This window comes from Planotetraspora sp. A-T 1434, assembly GCF_025420585.1.
GTDB lineage: Bacteria > Actinomycetota > Actinomycetes > Streptosporangiales > Streptosporangiaceae > JAOEGB01.
This window is the reverse complement of the sequence record NZ_JAOEGB010000001.1, coordinates 414,867-436,507: the sequence shown is the minus strand read 5'-3', so window position 1 is coordinate 436,507 and position 21,641 is coordinate 414,867. Positions and strand designations below refer to the sequence as shown.

Below are 21,641 nucleotides of genomic sequence, written 5' to 3'. Positions count from 1 at the left end.
TCCCTTGACGGCCCGCCCGCCTGGCCTCAGCGCCACTGTCTCCGGAAGCCGCGGATCGCCAGGGCCAGCGCGCAGGCCGCCAGCATGACGCCGATCCCGAGCGGCACGGCGTGGAAGTCCGGCCCGGTCGCCGAGCCGGTCTCCGAGCCGGTTGCCGACTGCGAGACCGCACCGGCCCCGCCCGACCCGAAGCCGCCGACCAGGCCTTCCTTGTCGTAGTCGGAACCCGGCAGTTTGTCGCCGTAGCGCGAGGCGACAAGCCGCTGGTAACCCTCGAGGCTGTACACCGTAGGCGCGGTGTCAGACCCCGAGGTGTTCAGCAGGCGGATCTCCTTGTCGGAGACGGCATACCAGGCATCGATCTGCGGCTCGTGCAGCAGAGAGGTCCCCTGTGGCAGCATGCTCGCCGCGGTCTGCTCGTCCAGACCGGTGGCGATGTCGTCCACCCGCCAGGAGTCACCCTCACGGGTCATCCCGATCGTGACCTGGGTGCCGTCGCCGGCCTGGGCCGGCACCGCCACGTAGGCGAGGTCCCCTGCGGGAGCGCCGGTCGTCCCTCGGACGAAGTCCGCGGTGAGCTCGAAGACCGGGATGGTCTTCTCGCTGACCGAGACGGCCGGTGAGGAGTCGCCGGTGCCGGGCTCCGTGCTCGTGAACTGCACGTTCGCGAGCTGATCCCGCGTCGTCGCCGACGCGGCGACGGAGTGAGCGTTCTGCAGGTCGGCGGCGGTGGGCTGCCCCGACAGCAGTGGCGAACCGTCTGCCGAGGCCGACGCCGCTCCGCCGAGAATCACGAATGTTCCGAACGCGGCGGCCACCGCCGCCCGGGTGGCTGCCCGTCTCATATCGACCTCATGATGTTGTTCAGTGTCCGGGTCCAGGTGAAGGAGCTGTTGCTCACCAGACCGGTGTAGGACCGTACGTACCGCCGCGCCCCGGAGGCCTTGGGATTGATGTAGTAGACCAGGCCACCGAGATAACGGGTGTCGTATCCGTAGGCCACGAGAGCGTGCCCGCCCCCGGAGGCCCAGCTGATCCCGACGTAGAAGGGCCGCTTGGCATTGATCTGCGTCTGAACTCCCTGATACGTGAGCGAGTCGTGAATGTCGTCGCCCGGCGAATAGAACGAGAGTTTGTCCAGAGCGTGGGCCACCAGCTTCGCGCTTCCCGCCTCGTTCGGGCAGGTGAACAGGCTGATCTTGTCCTTCGCCAGGTTGCAGAAATCGTTCTGAGAGATCTTCACGCCGTGATATGCGGCGATCATGCTGCCGGCCGCCGACCAGCACCACTTACTCTGCTCCTGCGTCTGCATATCGACTGGGAGTATGTGCGATTGGGCCGCCTGGGCCGTGCCGGGGGTGAACAAGCACGTCCCGGCTATCGTGACCGCGGCCAGCGCCTGAAACAGGCCTGAGCTTCTTCGAACCATCGAAACTTCCTTCTCGATTGCTAGAGGACAACGATTCGACGGACACGCTAGAAGCGATTCCCGGGAAGATCTGCGTAGAAATCCTCACGCAGCCGGAATGCGGATAAATACCAGGAGCAACCGCATACAGATGATCGATCCAGCGCTTCCTCGGCCTGGCGACGGCGCGTTTCTGTCGTCGGCTGCGGCTCGTCCAGGAGGCGGACCAGTCTGGCTCAGGGGACGCCGAGCAGCGAGGTGGGAGCGATCGCGTCCAGGCTCGCCTGCCTTACGGCCTGGCGAGGACGACTTACCGGCGATCAAGGCATCGATGAACGAAAATCAGCAGGGCGTACAACTGCGTCGTCTCAGTGGAGGCGTGGCCGAGGCGGCGGCGTACGGCTTCGATGGAGACCCCGGGGTGCTCTCGCGCTTGGCAGTCAGGATGGCTGAACTTCGTCGAAGAGGGCGAGGGCTTCGGTGGGGTCCGGGCTCACGAGGCGTTCCAGACCGGCCATCGTGATCTTCGCCCACTTGCCGGCCCGTGCCCACATCTGTTCCTCGAAGGCGCGGACGGCCTCGTCCAGATCGCCGGGGCCGGCGGCGACGGACTCGGCGAGTTCGGCGCCTTCCAGCATCGCGAGGTTCGCGCCTACCCCCAACGGGGGCATCAGGTGGGCGGCGTCGCCCAGTAGCGTCACCCCGGGGACGTGGGCCCAGGTGTGGGACACAGGCAGGACGTAGAGGGGGCGGTGGACGAAAGCGGTGCCGTGGCGGAGGAGGTCGAGGACGGGAGCGGCCCAGCCGTCGAACAGAGCCAGCAGGCTTGATCGCACGGCCTCGACGTCGGCCAGGTCCAGGCCCGCGTCCAGGCCCGCGTCCAGGCCCGCGTCCAGGCCCGCGTCCAGGCCTGCGCGCCGGTTCAGGCCCATATGCCGGTCCAGGTTGGTGTGCCAGTCCAGCGGCGCGCGGAACTGGGCGTACACCTTGACGTGGCCGCCGCTGTTGCGCTGGGCGACGAGGGCGCGGTTCACGCCGTACACAGCCATGGAACCGTCGCCGATCAGCCGGGCGAGGTCGGGGTGGCGGGTGTCGACGTCGTCCAGGGAGGTCTCGACCAAGGTGACGCCGGTGTAGTGCGGCGTCGCGGACGAGATTGCCGGGCGGACCCGGGACCAGGCGCCGTCCGCGCCGATCACGAGGTCGAACGTCTCCTGTCGCCCGTCCGCGAAACGGACCAGCACGCCGTCCCGGGTCCCCGGCACTACCTCCGTCACGCCCCGCCCCCACTGAACATCGAGGGGGCCGAGCAGGAGGTCACGGAGTTGCCCCCGGTCGATCTCTGGATTGGCCCGGTCACCCGGACGGGGTTGCCAGTCGCGCAGGACGGTCCCGTCCGCGTCCAGGATGCGCATGGCCTGCCCCTCGGGACGGGACAGCGCCTGGAACTCCGCCAGCAGCCCCGCCTTGCCCAGCGCGAGCTGGCCCATCCTTTCGTGCAGGTCGAGCGTGCCGCCCGGGGGACGGGCGTCGGGGGCGGGATCGCGCTCGAGGATAGTGACGGGGTGACCGTGGCGGTGCAGGACGCGGGCGAAGGTGAGGCCCGCGGGGCCGCCTCCAATCACGGCGATACGATGTCTCATGTAGATACACTGTATTTTGCTGAGACGATGTATCGCAACAGTACGATGTATCCATGACTGTGTGGGACCGGCCGGAGCCGCCGACTCGCCCCGTGCCGCTCGATCGGGAGCGAATCGTTGCCGCCGCCATCGCGCTGGCCGACGAGGGCGGGCTGGAGGCGGTGTCGTTGCGCAAGGTCGCCGCCCGGCTGGACGCAGGCCCGATGCGGCTGTACGGATACATCTCCACCAAGGAGGAGCTGTTCGACCTCATGGTGGACGAGGTCCACGCCGAGATCCTCCCCGAGGAGCAGCCCGGCGACTGGCGGGAGGTGTTGCGCATCCGCGCCCACCGCACCAGGCAGGCCACCCTCCGTCACGAATGGCTGGCCGACCTGCTCGGCGGCCGTCCTACCCTGGGCCCAAACGCCCTCGCCGTGACTGAGGACACGCTGGCCACCCTCGACGGCCTCGCCGACCTCGACACCGTCATGCGCGCCGTGGAGACCGTCAGCGCCTACATCACTGGCGCCATCAGGCGCGAGATCGCGAACCTGCGGGCCGAGCGCGCCACGGGCCTGTCCAAGCGCGACTGGCAGCGCGCCTACGGCCCGCATGTGAGCAGGATGCTGGCCACGGGCCGCTTCCCCGCGCTGGCCAAGGCCGTGCACGACGGCACGGAGGTGGACGCCGAGACGTCCTTCGCGACCGGCCTGGACTGGGTCCTCGACGCCGTGGCCGCCAAACTCGCCCGGCCGCCGGCGTGACCAGGCTCACGTTGCCCCGGCATCGCCTCGATCAGCGACAGGACCGCTGGTCGCCCCGTCGGCGAAGCGGGGCGCGAAGCGGTAGCGCTGTCGCTGGCCTGGTCCGTCGTGACCACCTCGGGTTTCGGCCCGGCGTCCAGGTTGATCAGGCAGTCCAGGACCGCCGCTTCGCCCTCTCCCCGCAACAGGTTGCCTCGCCGCTCGCGGGCAGGCCGTACGACCTCCGCCACGCGGCGCTATCGACGCGGCTCAACGCGGGCGTTGTGTTGACCCGACCGTTGTAGCCGGGTGTGCGGGCAACAGTGTGGAAGTCCTACTCAAGCGTTACGCGAAGTGCATCGACGGACGAGACGAGCAGATCACCCGGCGCATAGAAGCGGCCCTCAAAACGTGATCCACACCGGCCCGCGCGTGGCCCACAACTGGTCCATGACCAGTGAGCGTCAATGAGAACGGGCGGGCTCCGTGAGACTGGAGACCCGCCCGTTTCTGTGTCGTTGGCCCTGATCAGCGCCTAGATCATGCTGATCAGGATCTTGTGCCCCCTGCAAGATTCGAACTTGCGCTCCCGGCTCCGGAGGCCGGTGCTCTATCCCCTGAGCTAAGGGGGCTCAACGAGTGACAAGGCTACCAGCACTTGGAGGGCGCTTGTCACCACGATATGGCGCCTGGGGGGCCGATCCAAATACAGATGTCCAAAACCCCACCGTGAACCCCAGTTCAGGGGCTAGCTTGGCGGCCGTGAGCGAGCTTATGGGACGAGTGCTGGTCGTGGATGACGACGAGGTCATCCGGCAACTCATCGCGGTCAACCTGACCTTGGAAGGGTTCGAGGTGGAGACCGCGTTCGACGGGCAGGACTGCCTTGATCGCGTTCATGACGTGGATCCGGACGTGATCACTCTGGACGTGATGATGCCGCGCCTGGACGGCTGGGAGACGGCCACCAGGTTGAGGACGGACCAGAGCACCAGCCACATCAAGGTCGTGCTGATCACGGCTCGGGCCCAGGAGGACGACAGGCGGCGCGGCCTCGGCATCGGGGTCGACGCGTACCTCACCAAGCCCTTCGACCCGGCCGAGCTGATCGAAGTCGTCCGCGACCTGGCCAAGGGCGCGACACCGGCGCCGTGACCGGAGAGGCTCATTGGTCCACGTCCGCCGCGCGGGTTGAGCGGGAAACGGGCCGTCACAGTCGTGTACGGCTCGCGCGGCGCTCGCGACGAAATCGGCGAGAAATCGCCGCGGCGGCCGATCCGATGATGTCGTCGATCTGCGGCCGGCGCCGTCTGGTTGCGGGGGTCGTGTTCCGGCAATCGGCCCTGGATGAGGACTTTACCGACAGGGCGGTGAGCGTGGTGCTCGAAGGGGTAGGGCCGCGAAGGGATCCGAGAGCACGCCGACCAGCTCATCGCGGCGGCTGACTGCGGACCACGGACACTTCACTAGGCCGGGCCGACCGGGAATGCCCCGGAAGGCGGCCTCGCCGGTGGCGGACCCTCCTGGTTCCGGACACCAGGCCAACGAGATCGCGCCCGTTCGCGACCGCGACTTCAGAACACCTCCAAATGCGTACGAAACGCATAAGTCCGTGGCGTTTGAGCCATGCATCAGCGACCACTGGAGGGAGCATTCCGATGCCTGATCCCGAATTCAGTCCACCCGAGTTCCCGGGCGGGGAGCCGCCACGACGGCGGGCCCCACGCCGGCTTCTTCTCGGAGTCGCCACAGCGGTGGTGGTAGCCACGGGTGCCGGGGTGGCCGTCGCGGGCACCTCGGCCGGTCAGGTCAGCGGACAGGGCCAGCCCACTCCGGTTCCTACGGAGACGGTAACGGCTCCCGCGGTCCCGAGCCCGCCCGCCACGGCGACGGTGAGCCCGCCGGCCGAAACCGCGAGCCCACCGGTCGTGCCTCCGGGGCCGCCCTCGCCGAGCCCGACCAGCACGCAGCCGCTTCAGGGGCCGTTCGGCGCGCTCCACGGCCAGCTGGTGGTCCGGACGGCCGGCGGCTACCAGACCGTCACCACGCAGACCGGACTGGTCACCTCGATCGAGCAGACCTCGATCTCGGTCAAGAGCGAGGACGGCTTCGCGCGCACGTACACCATCGGCGACAACACCCGGGTCAGCGCCGGGCGTGAAGGGCTGACAGGCGTGAAGTCCGGTGACACCGTCTGGGTGATCAGCACCGGCCAGGGCAGCTCGGCCGCGGCGGTCGTCATCACGGACCTGAGCCGGCCTCCGTGGCCTCCGTGGGCCGCTCACGCTCCGGAGACGTCGTCGCCCACGGCCACGGCGACCGTGATCCCGCCGAGCCCGGAGGCCACCGCGCCGACGGTCGTGGTGCCGCCGAGCCCGGAGACGACCGGGGTGCCACCGGCATCGCCCGTGCCGGGCGAGACGGTCTCTCCGGAGACCATCCCGCCCACCGGGTAGGTGCCCTATCCCACTCAGGTACGGCACTGCCGTACCTGAGCCGGGGCGAGGCAGCGGGGGTCGAGCTCGCGATGAGGCGACCTGCGCGGGGACGAAAGGTCCAGAAACATCCCCGCGCAGGCCGCGTCCGTGGGTCCGGGGTGACCGGAGACGATGGCGGAGAAGGGGTGTTCCCGCCATCGTCTCCCATTGGTCCCGCGTCGGCTAGCTCGTCGAGAAGGTGAACCAGTTGAGGTTCACGAAGTCGGCGGCTGGCCGCTCGTGAAGGTGACGTAGACGGTATGCGTCCCGGTGACGCCTGTGATGTTGGCCGGGACGGTCTGCCAGCTCTGCCATCCGCCGGTGCTGCCGATGGCGAAGCCGCCGATGGGAGCGTTGGCGCGGCTGTCCAGCCTGACCTCTTCGAGGCCGCTGACATGGTCGAGCGGGCGTTCACGGTGCCGGTCGGGAGTAGGCCGCGCCGTCGCCCCAGGTCATGCCGGCCGTGTCGTGGCCGAAGGCGCCGGGGAAGACTGCGTTGTTGGGGCGTCACTGGCCAGCAGCTTGGCCATCGGCGCCCAGCTCGACGGCCACCTGCGCGCCTCGCACGCCGCGATCAACGCCGGTGCGGACCTACGGGGTTATCTCGTATGGTCGCTCCTGGACAACTTCGAGTGGGCCTACGGTTACCACAAGAGGGTCGGGATCGTGTACATCGACTTCGAGACGCAGCGGCGCATTCCCAAGGACAGTGCCCTGTGCTATCGCGAAGTCATCAGACGCAACGGTCTACAGGGGGACGCATGAAACGACCCACTCTGGAGGCGGTCGCCGCGCGGGCCGGAGTGTCCCGCGCGACCGTCTCCCGGGTCGTCAACGGCCAGGCCACGGTCACTCCTCAGATCAGGGACGCCGTGATGCGCGCCGTCGACGAGCTGGGCTACGTCCCCAACTCGGCGGCGCGCAGCCTGGTCACCCAGCGGACCGACTCGATCGCCCTGGTCGTCTCGGAGCCGCCGACCAGGGTCTTCTCCGACGACCCGATGTTCTCGACGGTCATCCGCTCGGCCAGCATGGAGTTGGAGGCCGCCGACAAGCAGGTCGTGCTGATGCTGGGCGGCTCCGCCAAGAGTCACGCCAGGATCGAGCGCTACATCGCCAGCGGGCACGTCGACGGCGTCATGCTGATCTCGATGCACGGCGCCGACCCGCTGCCCGCCGCCATCGCGCGCATGGGCGTCCCCGTCGTCTCGTACGGCAGGCCGACCGTGCCCGTGGCCCTGCCGTACGTCGACAACGACAACGTGGGAGGCGCGGAGAAGGCGGTGCGCCACCTGCTCGGCAAGGGACGCCGCCGCATCGCGACGATCGCCGGGCCGCAGGACATGGTCGCGGGTCAGGACCGGCTGGCCGGATACCGCAACGCGCTGCGCGACTCCGACCGCCGCTCGATCGTGGCCGTCGGCGACTTCACCCGCGAATCGGGCGTGATCGCCATGCGGCAACTGCTGGAGGACGACCCCGGGCTCGACGCCGTGTTCGCCGGCAACGACCTCATGGCGATCGGAGCGCTCCAGTCGCTGCGGCAGGCCGGACGGCGGGTCCCGGACGACGTGGCGGTGGTCGGGTTCGACGACATCGAGGCCGCCCGCTACACCGAGCCCCCGCTCACCACGGTCAGCCACCCGATCATCCAGCAGGCCGGCGCGATGGTCCGGTTGCTGCTCGGCCTGTTCCAGGGCGGCCCGGCCGCCCCGGTGATCCTCCCTACCGAGCTGGTCGTCCGCGAGTCCGCCTGAGCGTTCCCTACCCCAGGGCGGCGGGGATCCGGCTGAGCACGTCGAACGGGGCCAGGCCGTAGGCGTAGAAGTCGACGGCCTGGGCTCCGGCCGCCCTGGCGGCGCGGACCTTGGCGGCCAGCCGGTCGTCGGAGTCGGTGTCCGGCAGGCCCGGCCGCAGGACCGCGCGCAGTTCCCTGTCCTTGCCGATCGACCGCTGGTAGGCCGCCACGTCGTCGGCGACCCGGGCCGCGTCCCGGGCGTAGGCCGGCACCGCGAACGACGGCACGAGGTCGCCGAGGGCGACCAGGTCCACGCCGATCTGCCAGGCGTCGTGCGCGGCGAGCCCGGCGGGCGGCAGGCCGTCCACGTAGCCCTTCCACGCCCCGGTGGCGTCCATGAACGTCAGCATGGACCCCTCGGCCGTCACCGCGGACGACACCTCGCCCACCAGCGACGTGACGCTCTCCGAGCGGGCCCGCGCGTAGGCCACCACCTCGGGCCCGGCGTAGGCCGTGAGAGCCGCCCGGGTCACCTCGCCCTGGGCCGGCGGGTCGCCATCCAGGACGCCCGAGACGATCCGGGCGCACTCCTCCCTCGCGACATCGGCGTTCACCCCGAGGTCCGCCGCCCGGCGCATGCAGGGACCGCAGAAGCACAGGCCGAACAGGAAGGCGTCCATCGGGCCGAGGGCCACGAAGCAGCGCTCGTGGTGGTAGCCGTGCGAGAACGCGCCGAAGTGCAGCGACTCGGCCACCACGCTGTCCGCGCCCTGCCGTGCGACGGCGCGCGCCAGCGCCACCGCGTACGCCCTGACGTCGGGGTGGGACGGGCACAGGTCGCCCGGGGATCCCCTGTCGCCGAAGCAGTTCTGCACGGTGACGTCGAGGTTGGCCAGGCCGACGGTGGTGTTGTGCAGGAACACCGTCCGGGCGTGGAGCTTCAGGCCCCGGCCGGCGCACGCCCGGCGGATCTCGGCGACCGGCTCCTCCTCGGCTCCCTGCTGCACCGGCGGCGCCAGCCGCACCCCGGCGAAGACGTCCTCCGGCGGGATGAAGTGCACCCCGTCACGCCGGAACGTGAGCCGGGACGAGCCGTGCGGCGTCACGTCCCGCGCCTGGTGGGAGGTGGCGGCGATGGTCACGCCCCGCACGCCGTACGCCGAGACGCGGTCCAGGACTTTGTCCACGCCCTCGCCGCGGAAGTCCTCGACGAAGGCGTAAAGGGCGCTGTCCATCGTCAGTGACCCTTGTAGGCCACGAAGTCGATCTCGACGAGGATGTTCATCAGGTCCGAGCCGACGGTGGTCCGGACCGGGTACGGCTCGGTGAAGTAGGACTTGTAGACCTCGTTGTAGGCCGCGAAGTCCTCCTTCAGGTTCTGCAGGTGGACGGTCGCCTTCACCACGTCGTCGAAGGTCAGGCCCTGGGCCTCCAGGACGGCCCCGAGGTTGCGCAGGGTCTCGTGCGTCTGGGCCGCCACGTCGTCGCCGACGACCTCGCCGGTCACCGGGTCCAGCGGGCCCATGCCCGAGGTGTAGACGAAGTCGCCCACGACCAGCCCCTGCGAGTACGCCGCGACCGGCTGCGCGCCCGAGGTGGTCCGGATCTCCTGCTTGCCGCCCATGTTCACTCCAGAAATGAGGTGCCTTGAATTAACTGATTAGAAATAAGTGCTGATTACATCAATCACGACATAGTCGTCGTCGACCACCGGCATGACCCGCCATTTGTCGAAGGCCGTGCAGGGATGCGAGATGCCGAACGACACCAGGTCGCCCGGCCGTAGCCCGTATCCCGTGAGGTACGCGTGCTGATCCTGGACCTTCACCACCGTCACCCCGTCGAGTGGCACGGCCGCCCCCTCAGGGCCGCGCCGTACCGCACGCGGGAACGGCATGTCCAGGTCGTACGGAACGTCACGTTTGCCCATGCCCACGAGGATGAGGCCGGGCTCCGGGACCGAGAGCACCTGCGCCCAGACCTCCAGCGCCGGCCGAAGCTCGCCCTCCAGGCGGGTGTAAGGCGTGCGCTCCCGGTAGAAGCCGTCGTCGTGGGCGATGTAGGCGCCGCTCCGCAGGATCACGAGAGCGTCCAGGCCGGCCTCGGCCGGTGGCCGCGCCAGGCTGGCCAGTTCCTCGGCCACCAGGTCGAACCAGGCGCTCCCGCCCGCGGAGAGCACCATCCGGCCGTCGACCAGCGGTGCGACCGCGTGGGCCACCTCCCGGAACTCGCGCAGAAACGCCCGGACCTCGTCCGCGCCGGGCTGGGTGCCCTCATAGCAGGCCACCCCGGCGAGCCGCACGCCGGAGGAGGCTCTTACGGCGTCGGCCACCTTCAGGACCTCGGCGAGGCCGCGGCAGCCGGTCCGGCCGCCGGCGTGCCCCAGCTCGACCAGCACGCGGAACGGTGTCCCGCTCGCCGCCTCGTCCAGGGCCCGGACGCCTTCCACGGAGTCGACGAAGCAGAGGAACTCGAAGCCGTCCAGCTCGCCCGCCAGCCGGCGGAGCGCTCCGGCGTCCAGAATCTCGTTGGCGAGCAGCACGCGCGGGACGCCGAGCTCGCGGTAGACCAGCGCCTGCCCGGCGGTCGCGGCGCTGATGCCCCACGCTCCGGCGTCGAGCTGCGCCTGGAAGAGCTCAGGGGACATCGTCGTCTTGCCGTGCGGCGCGAAGGCGAGCCCGTGGTCGCGGGTGAAGCGCGCGAGCGTGGCGACGTTGTGCTCCAACTCGGCCCGCTTCGCCACCATGATCGGCCAGGTGAACGAGCCGTCGAAGAGGGAATGGCGGGCGGCCGCGAAGTCGGCCCGGGGGACCGGTCCGCCGGTCTCCAGGAATCCGCGAGTGCGCCAGTCGACCAGGACCTCGGGAATCCGAAGGCGATCCGCCATGTCCACGCCCCCTCATCTCCCCGGTGAAGCCGTCACCGGGTGAAGCCGTCTCCGATTTCAGCCGGGTGTGGCGATAGCCCGGAGCCGTCACTCGGTTGAGCCGTCACCCGCGAAGCTCCCGCCCCGGTATAGACCGCCTCGCTGGATCGTACTGGACCCGTTAGCCGCCGGAGCCCCCCGGTGCCGCTCACGATTGACCGCCGACCCTTTGCGTGGCCCTATAACACCCAGCCGAATTCATTCATATAAGCGCCACCGAATATGAATTCCCGGACGGCTGGTGCGAAGGCGTCGAATGCGCGACCAGCAACGACGGTGATCTCCCAGTCGCGCCCAAGTGGCCGCCAATCCGGCCCCAAGTCCCTGATCAGTGGCCCTTGCCATCGTTTCTCCCGGCAGCACAGCAGCCAATGGAGAGAGGCAGCCGGAACAGGATCGCCCCGATCGGCGCAATTCAGCGATCGGGGCCGGAAAGCCTGCCCGGCCACCGACCTCCAGCTCACGGATCCGTTTCGGATCTCACTTGTCGTTCCCATGTCCAATGAAGGGAAAGTAAATGCGGACATCCAAATTGCTGGCGACCGCTCTCGTCGCGGCGGCGGCGCTCACGGCCGGAGCCGTTCCGGTCCAGGCCGCCACTCTTGTCGGGCCAGGCCGTTCGGCGGCCGTGGCCGAGGCCGCGAGCGCGGTGTCGATCTACGACGGCGAGACCATCTATCGAGGGCTGATCCTCGGAATCGGCCCCGTGGCCGACCTGTTCCCCGAGTTCCGCCGCCCGGTCGCCGAGGTGACCGAGGAGCAGGCTCGGTTCGCCGACGACGTCATCGCCTCGATCAACGCCAAGGACCGGGAGTTCCTCACCACCTTCGGCACCGAAATGACCAGCGGGGACCGGGTCCGGATCGACCAGGCCTTCGCGGACGCGCAGGAGATCACCCGCCGGGTGCTGGAGGACGGCTTCGGACTCCGGCCGGGGCCTCCGCCCACCGAGCAGGCGTTCGGGTGGGGCGTCTTCGTCATCGCCATCTACCTGGGCAACGCCTACGAGGTGGTCAACGTCTACAAGATCTACAACGCCTGGCGGGAGAGCAACGTCTACAAGGTGGCGAACTTCACCGATTCGATCGTGAACGGCGACATGGCCAGGCTCGACCGTGAGCGCTTCGTGGACCTCATCGCCGAGCGGCTCGCCGCCTAGTCACCCCGGCCTCCCTCAGCATCCCCTCAGCCTCCGCTCGGTCCCGGAGCCGGCCCGCGCCGTCGCCGGGCCCGAGCGGGGCGCCGCGAATCCACGGAGAACCCGATTCCACGGAGAATTGAATGACTCAAACCACGGCAACCGCCGAGACCGCTGTGGCCGTTGAAACCGATGGTGAGAACCCGGCCGCGAGGACTGTGACCAGGCGCCTCGGCTGGACGCTCGTCGCCATGGTCGCCTTCTGGGGCTCACTGATCTTCTATGTGGTGGACACCCAGTTGCCGAGCAACGCCCTGCGGCTTCCCGGACAGGAGCAGCTCCGATTGAGCGTCACGGCCATCGCCCCGCAGGGCTGGGCATTCTTCACCAAGTCGCCGCGCGATCCGCAGATCGGCGTGTGGCGGCTGTCGGTGGAGCCGTCGGGAAGGAAGGTCTGGCTCGACGCCAAGCTGACCCCGCACTCCGAGCTGCGCAACGTGCTCGGATTCAACCGGCGGTCCCGCGCGCAGGGCGTCGAGCTGGGCATCCTCCAGACCGCCGTCCCCCGCGACAAATGGACGCCGTGCCGAGGCGCGGACGTCTCGGCCTGCTTCGATCGCGTTCCCAGCGTCCTGACCCTGCACAACTCCTCCCCCGACCCCATCCACTGCGGATCGATCGGCCTGGTCCAGCGTGAGCCCCTGCCGTGGGCCTGGGCCGGCAGCACGACCGTCATGCCCGCGAAAGTCGCCAGAATCGAGGTCACATGCTGACGAAAGCCGGCCAGGCTGCCGCGCGAATCGCGCGGGTCTCCCCCTGGACCAACGTGTACGGCCTGGCGCGCACCCTCGTGGCGCTCGGCACGCTGGGCACGCTCATCTTCAGCCACACGTCGTCACTCTTCCGGCCCGCCCAGGGCGTGAGCACCTACCCCAACTGCCAGGGCGTCGCCAGGTTCAGCCTCTACTGCGTCGTCCCGGACGGCCGGCTGGAGATCGCTCGTTTCGTGTCGATCGGTGTGCTGCTGGTCGTGGCCAGCGGATGGCGCCCGCGCTTCACGGCGCTGCCGCACTGGTGGGTCACGGTCAGCCTCATGGCGTCGGCCGTCATCCCCGACGGCGGAGACCAGATCAGCTCCGTCATCACCCTGCTGCTGCTTCCGGTCGCGCTGCTGGACGGGCGCGGGTGGCACTGGGGGGCGCCCGTCGACGTCGCGGACCGGCCCGTCCGGTCGCTCATCGCCTGGACGACGTTCTTCGTGATCCGCCTGCAGGTGGCCGGGCTCTACCTCCAGGCCTCCGTGGCCAAGCTCAGCCACGCCGAGTGGGCCGACGGCACGGGCCTGTGGTACTGGCTCACCGACCCGTTCTTCGGCATGCCGACCTGGGCCAAGCCATGGCTCACCCCCATCCTGATGAACCCGGTCGGCGTCACGGCCATGACGTGGGGGCCGCTCGCCATCGAGTTCTCCCTCGCGCTCGGAATGATCGCCCGCCGGCCGGTCCGGCCGTACCTGCTGGCCGCCGGCATCGCCTTCCACATCTCGATCGGGGTGCTCATGGGCCTGGGAAGCTTCATGTTCGCCATGCTCGGCTGCCTGGTGCTGCACCTGCGCCCGGTCGACACGCCGATCCGGATGCCGGCCTGGCTGGGCGCCGTAGTCCGGCAGAGCGCGAGAGCGACGGCCCCCGCCCGCCGTGCCCGCCTCGCCGCGTCGCCCCGATGACAGACCTCCATGAGACATACAGGACGGCGGCGGCTCATACCGATTCACGGAACCCCGCGTGGGACCGGCATGAGCCGTCGCGGGAAGGAACCCCCGATGTCGGCTCCCGTTCTCGTCTACGACGGTGACTGCGGCTTCTGCATGCGGTCGCTCCGCCTGCTTCGCCGTACCGTCCCGGAGTGGCCGGAGAGCCGGGCGTGGCAGGCCATCGACCTCGGCGCGCACGGGCTCACGCGGGAGCAGGTGACTCGGGCGGCGTGGTGGGTCGAGCCCGGCCGGCCCCCGGTGGGGGGCGCGGAGGCGTTCGCCGCGCTGCTCAGGTGGCAGCCTTCAGGCCGGTGGCGCCTGCTCGGACGCGGCCTGTCCACTCCCCCCGTGTCCTGGATCGCCGCGCCGGTCTACGCCGTGGTGGCCCGGTGGCGCCAACGCCTGCCCGGCGGCACACCGATGTGCTCCATCCACCGCGACCTCTGAACCCTTCAACCCCGGACGGGTCACACGGGACGCAGAGCTCGGCCGGCGGTGGCTCCGGTCAGCCTGCCGTCGCGGAGGACGGGCACGCCGGAGACCAGCACGTCGTCGATCCCCACGGCGACCGACCGCGGATTGTCGTAGGTCGCCGTGTCGGACACCGTCAGCGGGTCCACGACGATCAAGTCGGCCGCCTGGCCCTGCCGTACGAGACCGCGGCCGGGCAGCCTGAAACGGCGGGAGGGGTGCGACGCCAGATGGACGGCGGCCTGCTCCCAGGTGAGGTCGCCCAGCTCGCGGACATGCCGTCCGAGGAAGCGGGCGAAGGCGCCGAACCCCCGGGGGTGGGGGTGGCCGCCAACGTAGATGCCGTCCGAGCCGCCGGTGTGGCCGGGGTCCCGGAGGATCGCGCGAACGGACTCCTCCCCCGCCGGCCCCTCGTCAGGGCGGGCCATGACGCAGCCCGCCTCCAGCCGGGTCTCGATCAGCAGCATCCGGCAGAACTCGGCCGGCTCCATCCGCTCCTTGGCCGCGGCGGCCGGGAGGGTCATCCCCTCCGCCCACTCCAGCCCCGGCGCGTGCGACAGGGTGATCCTGGGCCACAGCTCACCCCACGAGGCCCATTCGCCCGCCAGCCGCGCCCGCTCCGACTCCAACATGGACAGGGCGCGCTCCGTGTCGGCTACCGGGACCCACGCCGGCAGCGTCACCATCGCGAGGATGGTGCTGCTCCGCAGGTAGGGATAGGTGTCGAAGCTGAGGTCCACATCCTGCCGCCGGGCGCCGTCGAGCAGCGGCAGCAGTGTCCCCGCCGGCCCGTGATAGTGCGACACGTGCACAGCGGCGCGCGAGCGCCGGGCGATCTCCACGACCTCGGCCATCCCCGTCGGCGCCGAGGCCCCGTAGCCGCGCATGTGAGTCACGTACGGCAGGGCGCCGAGCGGCTCGCAGAGATGAGCCAGCTCGGCTGCGTCCGCGTACCGCCCCGGAGCGTACTCCAGGCCGGACGACAGGCCCACGGCTCCCTCCGACAGTCCCCGCTCGACGCGCTGCCGCATGGCACGCAGCTCACCAGCGTCGGCGGCGCGCTCCGCCGCGCCCATGACGTCGAACCGGATCGTGCCGTGGGGCAGCAGGTAGGCCGTGTTCAACGCGGTCGTCCGGTCGTAGGCCGCCAGCAGCTCGGCCACGCCGACCGGGCCGTCAATCGCAGGATGTGAGCCGTTGATGGCCGCGAAACAGCGGCTCGCGTAGTCGAAGGCGGCCCGGGAGGTCGCCGGCGCGAAGGACAGCCCGTCCTGGCCGAGGATGAACGTGGTCACCCCCTGCCGCAGCGCCGCGAGCTGTATCTCCTTGTCGAAGACGACCGCGTCGCCGTGCGCGTGACAGTCGACCAGGCCCGGCAGGACGTGCCTGCCCGTGGCGTCGACGACAACGGCGGCGTCCGCCGAGGCAAACCGGCCCACGGCCCGCACCCGCCCGCCCGCGACGCCGACGTCCGCCCGGAAGGCGGGCGCTCCCGTCCCGTCGACAACCCAGCCGCCACTGATCAGCACATCGAAGGTCACCTGTCCGATTCAACCAACACGCGCCCCTCCGACGCGACAGGCGGGTTCCCGAGCCGTGCCTCAGCCATTCGGCCCGGGGATCCGGGAGGTGGAGCCGGGGCATTCGGCTGTGCTGAGGAGGGGCCGCTTGGCGAGCACCTCACGGGCCTGCTCCCGGGCGAGGTTCCAACCGTTCCAGGCGTCCGGCTCGTTGAGGTGGTTCACCGCGACCACGTCACGCAGCACGCAGCTGCGGGCGGGCTCTGGCAGGCGGTCCAGGGTCGGTACGGCTTCTGCCCCCAGGTCGCCGAGATAGTTGTGGTCCAGGCGCTCGATCCCGCGCACGGCGAGCTGCGTCTCGGCGACCTGCACATCCGGATCCCACGCGGCGAACACCAGCAGCCCCACCCCCGTGAGCAGCACCAGCGACCGGAAGAACCACGCCGTCTCCCGGTGCGTGAGACGTACCGCACCCGCCACCAGGACCAGCACGAACACGGCGGCGAGCCACCAGATCGTCGCCCCGACCGAGGCGCGCAGCCGGGACAGTCCGTACGCGTCGGTGTACAGGCCCAGACGGTGCAGTGCCGAGGCCAGGATGACCAGGGTGAACCCGCACAGCAGTCCGAGCAGCACCGCGAGTAGCCACCGGTCGCGCCGGCCGTTCAGCCGGAGCAGGATCGCCGCCGCCGCCACGATCCCGAGCACGAAGACGCTGACCGTGACCAGCTCGAAGAAGCCGGACCTGGCGTACTCGGCGTAGGTCAGCCCGGCCGTCGACAGGACCCGGCGGCTGCCGCCGAACAGCACGGTGATCTGTACAGCCACGAACGACGCGAACAGCAGGTTGAGGCCCACGAGAGGGATCACCCAGACGGTGCGGCTGACGGAGATCCGCAGATCGGGCCCCTCGGGCTCGGCCACCGGACGCAGGGCCACCAGGACGGCCGCCGCCACCAGCAGGGCGAAGAGCCCGAAGAGAAAGACCCGGAACGGCAGGCTGGCCGCCCATTCCGGCGTCCGCAGCAATCGGCTGGCGAACGCCGAGAACACCGCGTCCGCCGAGGTGAACAGCAGCCCGAAGACGCCGAGCAGCACGACCGTGATGCCCACGCTCACCAGGGCGGGCATCATCCTCCTGCGCTTGACCAGCCGCTTCATGGGGTCCGAGAGGAACCACGGCAGTGGGAACAGCCCGAGGACGACCGACAGACCGCCCCTGATGACGCCGGGCCAGCCCGCCCCGCCCCCCGACAGCGCGAGCGCGGCGATGCCGAAGGCCGCCAGCAGCACCGGCGCGACCAGCCAGTCCGCGTCGCGGATGAGAGCCACCGCCACCAGGGCGTACGCGAGGACGCCGAAGACCACAGTCCAGGGCGTGAGGCCGCGGCCCCCCGGGCCCAGCACCGCCGGGAGCGTGGCCACCCCCATGGCGACCGCCGCGAGGACCAGCCCCAGCCCTGTCGAGGCGTACGGCAGGGCGATGGCGGCCACCAGCCCCACGGCTGCGGCCGCCGGGAGGAGCCACCTGGGCGCCTCGGGCAGGTCGGGCCGGGGAAACAGAGGCGGCGGCACATAAATCGGCGGCGGCGGATTGTGCGCCCACGCCGGAGGACCGACCTCCGAGCTCTGTGCGGGACGCTGCCCCACAGCCTGCCCAGGCCCCGGCCCCGGCCGTGGCGCTTGACCAGGCCCAAGAGCTTGCGCAGGCCCAAGAGCTTGACCGGGCCCCCGCTCCGCAGGCTGTGCGAGCCGCCGCTCGCCTTCCGGCACGGTCGAGGACCCCGATCGGGCGACGCCCCCCGTGTCGCCGGCAGCGGCCGGGAGTGCCTCGTGTTCGGGTCTGTCGGCGTCAGCCACGTCCTCAGCCCGCCCTTCGATCGTCGAGTCCGTGGTCGGTCGCCCGGTTGAGTCAGCCGCACATTGAGTGATCGGCTCGGCCGTCGATCCAGTGGCCCATCGGGCCGTTCGGGGCGTCGTGTCCAGGAGCCGGTCGGGCTCCGGTTCGCCGCCGGGCCCACCAGGCCAGGCCGCGATGGGCGGGTGACCGAAGGCCCCTTGCCCTGCCGTACGGCGGGCCCCCGACGAGGATCCGATGGCCGCCCCCGCGACCGCTCCGCCGCATGTGAGCACGAGCATCGCGATGACTCCGGACACGCCCCCGAGGAAGAGTCCGAAGAAGAACGCGACGAAGACCCCGGCCCCGAACCCGGCGAACATGCCGAGGCCCGCCCCCAACGCCGCCCTGGCCGTCGACGCCGCCGACCCTCGGCCCACGGCCGGAGGGAACGCCTGGCCGGAGGCACCGGCCCGGCCGAGGGCCGACGCCGACGCCGATTCCGGTGGTGGTGTGAATGGTCCCCCTCCACGTGCACCGCCACGAACAGGGACGCCTGCGCCCGGAACAGGCCAAGCCGGGGCGTCACCAGGTGGAGCGCCCGGGACCCAGACGTCGTCGGCCGGACCGACCGGAGCTGCGATGCCCTGAGGGCGTCCGGGCGGCGCCCCCGATACGGCAGGGGACCGATGTGCCATGCCCCGCACCCGTCCGGCTCCGTGCGCGGGAATTCCATGAGTCAGACCGCGTCCGGATCCATCCGCCGGACCGTCGCCGCTCGCAGCCTCACCCCCGGCATTCTCATCGCTCGCAGCCCCACCGGCCCCAGCCCTACCGCTCGCGGCTTGCCCCGCCGGAAGCTGAACGGCCGGCCACTCGCGTCCGACTGGGACACTCCCAAGCGGCTCGCTTCCGGCTGGGGAAGTCCCAAGCGGTTTGCTTCCGGCTGGGGGAGTGCCTGTCGCCTTGCTCGTGTCCGGTGGGATCTCCGTGGCCTCGGGCTTCGAGGGGCTGACGCGGTCGGGCGTCGTGTCGCCGTGCACGGCCCTTCCGGGCAGGTGGACGACCATCCGGCAGCCCACGGCGTAAGGGCCGCAACCGGCTTCGGAGCCGGAACCCGTGGCCTTCCGGGCCGGCTCCGCGTCGGAATCGGCCACGCGGATCGACCCGCCGTGGAGCTCGACGATCTCCTGCGTGATGGCGAGGCCGAGCCCGGCCCCGCCCGCGTCGGCGGCACGGCCCGCGTCCAGGCGGGAGAAGCGCTCGAAGATCCGGGCGCGTTCTCCGGGCGGGATGCCGGGACCGCAGTCGGTGACACTGAGCTCCAGGTCCGCCCCCGCCGAGCGAGCCTCGAGCCACACCGGACCTCCCGGAGGGCTGTGCCGTACGGCGTTGTCGAGCAGGTTGGCCAGCACCTGGGCGAGCAGGGCGGGGTCGGCGTTGAGTTCGGTCCCGGGCGGGACCTCGCTCACGACCGTGACGTCCTCCCGCGCGAGTCCGGCCTCGGACGCGGCCTGGCGGCACAGTGACGCGAGGTCCAGCACCTCCGGCTCGATCAGCCGGGCGCCGGAGTCGAGGCGGGACAGGTCGAGCAACTGGGCGACCAACCGGCCGAGCCGCTGGGTCTGGGCGAGCGCCGTGCCGAGCGTGTCGAGGTCGGGCGGGGACACGCCGTCCACGACGTTCTCCAGGACGGCCTGGAGGCCGGTTATGGGGGTCCGAAGCTCGTGGCTGACGTTGGCCACCAGCTCCCGGCGCTGCCGGTCCACCTCGCCCAGATCGGCGGCCATCGCGTTGAACGCCCTGGCGAGCTCCCCTACCTCGTCTCTCGACGTGGCCGACACCCGCAGGCCGTACCGGCCCTTGGCGATGGTCTGCGCGGCGGCGGCCATCTCACGCAGCGGCTTGGTCATCCCCCGGGCCAGCAGCTGCACCATGATGAGCGCGAGCAGGACCGCGATGGCGATGCGGATGTCCCGGGAAAGGCCGGCGTTGATGCCGACCTCGTTGACGACGAAGGCCGTCACCACGGCCAGCACGATCACGATGCCGAGCTTCACCTTGATCCGGCCGAGGAAGTCAAGCGGCCGCATCGCCCGCCTCCATTCCGGATAGCAAGCCCATCACGGGCGGACCAGGGCGTATCCGACGCCGTGGACGGTACGGACGACCTCGGGCCCCAGCTTGCGGCGCAGCGCGCGGACGTGGCTGTCCACGGTCCGCGTCGCGGCGGCCTCGGAGAAGCCCCAGATGTCGGACAGCAGGCGTTCGCGCTCGAAGACCTGGCCGGGTCGTTCCGCGAGCCGTCGCAGCAGGTCGAACTCGGTCCGCGTGAGCTGCGCCTCGGCACCCCGCACGAACACCCGCCGCTCGGCGGTGTTGATCTCGACGTCGCCCACCCGGATCACGGCGTCCTCATGGGCGAGCACGCTGGCCCGCTCGACGCGCCGCAGCAGGGCGTGGATCCGCGCCACCAGCTCGCGCATGCTGAACGGCTTGGTGATGTAGTCGTCGGCCCCCACACCCAGGCCCACGAGCACGTCCGTCTCCTCGCCCAGCGCGGTCAGCATGAGCACCGGGACCGGACGGGCGGCCTGCATCCGGCGGCAGACCTCCAGCCCGTCCAGCCCGGGCAGCAGCCGGTCGAGGACCACGACATCGGGCTCGGCCTTGGCGTAGGCCGCGAGCGCCCCCTCTCCATCGCTCGCGACCCGCACCTCGAAGCCCTCCGCTATCAGCCGCATCTTCACGGCTCTCGCGATCGTCTGGTCGTCCTCGACCACGAGGACACGCCGCTGCTGGGGTGTAGCCATAGCGGAAGCGTAGGGCGACCCTGTGCAGACGGACCTTCCCGATATGTGAAGATCCCGTGCATCGGCGAGAACCTCGTTAGCGGGTTAACGTGGCGGTGTGCGTGAAGACGTGGCCCACCGCGTGTACGACGGGGTGAACTTACGGGTGACATGCCGCCGGCTAAGAGATGGGTGGGGGTGACCGGCGAGGTGACCGCATCGGTCGACGTGACGGGCTATCTCCGGCGCCTCGGGCTGAGTGACGTCGGACCGCCGAGTGTCGAGGAGCTGTTCCGCCTCCAGGCGGCGCACGTCGAGCGCGTGCCGTACGAGAACCTGGAAATCTGGCTGGGCCGCCCCACCACGGTGGACCCGGTCGAGTCATGGCGGCGGATCCTCGCCGGGCGCGGTGGCTACTGCTTCCATCTCAACGGGGCGTTCGCGCTGCTGCTCGGCATGCTGGGTTACCAGGTCACGCGGCATTTCGGCGGAGTGCAGAACGAGCCGGGCGTCCCCGCCGGAGCCACCGGAAATCACTTGGCTCTCACGGTCTCCGGCCTGCCTTCGGCCGGCAACCCCGGCGGCGGCTGGCTGGTGGACACGGGGCTCGGCGACGGCGTCCACGAGCCCCTGCCGCTGGTCGAGGGGGTCTACGAGCAGGGCCCGTTCCGGTACGGCCTGCGCCGCTCGGAGAGCGAGCCGGGCGGCTGGCGGTTCGAGCACGACCCGCGAGGGAGCTTCGTGGGCATGGACTTCGGCCTGGAGCCGGTGGAGATGGCGGCCTTCGACGCCAAGCACGAATATCTCTCGACATCTCCCGAGTCGGGCTTCGTCCGGGTCCCGGCCGTGCAACGCCGCGACGCCGCTGGAGTGGACATGCTGACCGGGCTGGTTCTTGAGCGCATCGGCGGAGCCGCCCCCGGGGACCCCGCGCCCCAGCCCTCGCCCACACAGGAATCAAGCACACAGCGCCCGGCCACACAGCGCCCGGCCACACAGCGCCCGGCCACACAGCGCCCGGCCACACAGCGCCCGGCCACACAGCGCTCGATCACGCTCGACCGGAGGGAGGACTACTTCGCCGCGCTGGCGGACGTCTACGGCATCGTGCTGGACGACGTCTCCCCCGCCGAGAAGGACAAGCTCTGGACCCGGCTGCGGACGGCCCACGACCAGTGGGAAACCGCCCAGCGCTGACCGGAGCGTTCTCCGG

20 protein-coding genes and 1 tRNA gene are annotated in these 21,641 nt (G+C 70.5%); 10 read left to right on the top strand and 11 right to left on the bottom strand.

What is annotated here, in order from left to right:
- Positions 1-26: 26 nt before the first annotated feature.
- The 3 genes from N5079_RS01910 to N5079_RS01900 all read right to left on the bottom strand — a co-directional run bounded on the left by N5079_RS01910 (position 27) and on the right by N5079_RS01900 (position 3,051).
- Positions 27-845, bottom strand: a complete 819-nt coding sequence (locus tag N5079_RS01910) for a hypothetical protein (protein WP_261581524.1) — start codon at positions 843-845, stop codon at positions 27-29.
- Entirely contained in the window at positions 842-1,312 is a 471-nt protein-coding gene (locus N5079_RS01905) for a papain-like cysteine protease family protein (protein ID WP_410007724.1), read from the bottom strand. Before N5079_RS01905 ends, N5079_RS01910 begins: the two co-directional genes overlap by 4 nt.
- 536 nt (positions 1,313-1,848) lie before the next feature.
- The gene (locus N5079_RS01900) at positions 1,849-3,051 is read right to left on the bottom strand and encodes an FAD-dependent oxidoreductase (protein ID WP_261581522.1); all 1,203 of its coding nucleotides are present in this window, start codon (positions 3,049-3,051) and stop codon (positions 1,849-1,851) included.
- Positions 3,052-3,104: 53 nt separating this feature from the next.
- Between N5079_RS01900 and N5079_RS01895 the strand changes: the two genes are divergently transcribed.
- Positions 3,105-3,797, top strand: a complete 693-nt coding sequence (locus tag N5079_RS01895; protein ID WP_261581521.1) for a TetR/AcrR family transcriptional regulator — start codon at positions 3,105-3,107, stop codon at positions 3,795-3,797.
- Positions 3,798-4,336: 539 nt separating this feature from the next.
- Here the strand turns inward: N5079_RS01895 and N5079_RS01890 are convergent.
- Positions 4,337-4,408, bottom strand: a tRNA-Arg gene (locus N5079_RS01890).
- A 142-nt stretch (positions 4,409-4,550) separates the two neighbouring features.
- On the opposite strand from N5079_RS01890, the gene N5079_RS01885 reads away from it, so the two are divergent.
- Together N5079_RS01885 and N5079_RS01880 are read left to right on the top strand one after the other, a co-directional pair.
- Entirely contained in the window at positions 4,551-4,931 is a 381-nt protein-coding gene (locus N5079_RS01885) for a response regulator transcription factor (protein WP_261581855.1), read from the top strand.
- Positions 4,932-5,434: 503 nt separating this feature from the next.
- The gene (locus N5079_RS01880; RefSeq protein WP_261581519.1) at positions 5,435-6,232 is read left to right on the top strand and encodes a hypothetical protein; all 798 of its coding nucleotides are present in this window, start codon (positions 5,435-5,437) and stop codon (positions 6,230-6,232) included.
- A gap of 236 nt (positions 6,233-6,468) precedes the next feature.
- Here the strand turns inward: N5079_RS01880 and N5079_RS01875 are convergent, their stop codons facing one another.
- Complete coding sequence (locus tag N5079_RS01875) at positions 6,469-6,585, bottom strand: carbohydrate-binding protein (RefSeq protein ID WP_261581854.1); 117 nt, start codon at positions 6,583-6,585, stop codon at positions 6,469-6,471.
- A gap of 136 nt (positions 6,586-6,721) precedes the next feature.
- Here N5079_RS01875 and N5079_RS01870 point away from each other — a divergent pair, with 136 nt between their 5' ends.
- Both N5079_RS01870 and N5079_RS01865 read left to right on the top strand, forming a co-directional pair.
- Complete coding sequence (locus tag N5079_RS01870) at positions 6,722-7,018, top strand: family 1 glycosylhydrolase (protein WP_315967770.1); 297 nt, start codon at positions 6,722-6,724, stop codon at positions 7,016-7,018.
- Entirely contained in the window at positions 7,015-8,010 is a 996-nt protein-coding gene (locus N5079_RS01865; protein WP_261581518.1) for a LacI family DNA-binding transcriptional regulator, read from the top strand. The genes N5079_RS01870 and N5079_RS01865 overlap by 4 nt, the downstream gene beginning before the upstream one ends.
- 7 nt (positions 8,011-8,017) lie before the next feature.
- Here the strand turns inward: N5079_RS01865 and N5079_RS01860 are convergent, their stop codons facing one another.
- Genes N5079_RS01860 through N5079_RS01850 form a run of 3 tightly spaced genes read right to left on the bottom strand, consistent with a single transcriptional unit; the run spans position 8,018 to position 10,878 of the window.
- The gene (locus N5079_RS01860) at positions 8,018-9,226 is read right to left on the bottom strand and encodes a hypothetical protein (protein WP_261581517.1); all 1,209 of its coding nucleotides are present in this window, start codon (positions 9,224-9,226) and stop codon (positions 8,018-8,020) included.
- 2 nt (positions 9,227-9,228) lie between these two features.
- Entirely contained in the window at positions 9,229-9,615 is a 387-nt protein-coding gene (locus tag N5079_RS01855; RefSeq protein ID WP_261581516.1) for a RidA family protein, read from the bottom strand.
- A 36-nt stretch (positions 9,616-9,651) separates the two neighbouring features.
- Entirely contained in the window at positions 9,652-10,878 is a 1,227-nt protein-coding gene (locus N5079_RS01850; RefSeq protein ID WP_261581514.1) for an alanine racemase, read from the bottom strand.
- Between the two features lie 556 nt (positions 10,879-11,434).
- Between N5079_RS01850 and N5079_RS01845 the strand changes: the two genes are divergently transcribed.
- The 4 genes from N5079_RS01845 to N5079_RS01830 all read left to right on the top strand — a co-directional run bounded on the left by N5079_RS01845 (position 11,435) and on the right by N5079_RS01830 (position 14,255).
- Positions 11,435-12,076, top strand: coding sequence for a hypothetical protein (locus N5079_RS01845; RefSeq protein WP_261581512.1), 642 nt, complete (start codon positions 11,435-11,437; stop codon positions 12,074-12,076).
- Positions 12,077-12,198: 122 nt separating this feature from the next.
- Positions 12,199-12,828 (top strand): SdpA family antimicrobial peptide system protein, encoded by a 630-nt coding sequence (locus N5079_RS01840; RefSeq protein WP_261581510.1) that lies wholly within the window; start codon positions 12,199-12,201, stop codon positions 12,826-12,828.
- Positions 12,822-13,781 (top strand): sporulation-delaying protein SdpB family protein, encoded by a 960-nt coding sequence (locus N5079_RS01835; protein ID WP_261581508.1) that lies wholly within the window; start codon positions 12,822-12,824, stop codon positions 13,779-13,781. Before N5079_RS01840 ends, N5079_RS01835 begins: the two co-directional genes overlap by 7 nt.
- Positions 13,782-13,877: 96 nt before the next feature.
- On the top strand, positions 13,878-14,255 hold the full coding sequence (locus tag N5079_RS01830; protein WP_261581507.1) for a thiol-disulfide oxidoreductase DCC family protein: 378 nt from the start codon (positions 13,878-13,880) through the stop codon (positions 14,253-14,255).
- A 20-nt stretch (positions 14,256-14,275) separates the two neighbouring features.
- Here N5079_RS01830 and N5079_RS01825 read toward each other — a convergent pair whose 3' ends face one another.
- From N5079_RS01825 to N5079_RS01815, 3 genes are read right to left on the bottom strand one after another with little or no spacing between them, the layout of a single operon-like run.
- Entirely contained in the window at positions 14,276-15,820 is a 1,545-nt protein-coding gene (locus N5079_RS01825; RefSeq protein ID WP_261581505.1) for an N-acyl-D-amino-acid deacylase family protein, read from the bottom strand.
- A 60-nt stretch (positions 15,821-15,880) separates the two neighbouring features.
- A complete protein-coding gene (locus N5079_RS01820; protein WP_261581503.1) occupies positions 15,881-19,729 on the bottom strand; it encodes a DUF4153 domain-containing protein in 3,849 nt (1,282 codons plus the stop codon).
- Positions 19,730-19,759: 30 nt separating this feature from the next.
- Positions 19,760-20,449 (bottom strand): response regulator transcription factor, encoded by a 690-nt coding sequence (locus tag N5079_RS01815; RefSeq protein ID WP_261581502.1) that lies wholly within the window; start codon positions 20,447-20,449, stop codon positions 19,760-19,762.
- 189 nt (positions 20,450-20,638) lie between these two features.
- On the opposite strand from N5079_RS01815, the gene N5079_RS01810 reads away from it, so the two are divergent.
- Entirely contained in the window at positions 20,639-21,625 is a 987-nt protein-coding gene (locus N5079_RS01810) for an arylamine N-acetyltransferase (protein ID WP_261581501.1), read from the top strand.
- The last annotated feature ends 16 nt before the right edge of the window (positions 21,626-21,641 follow it).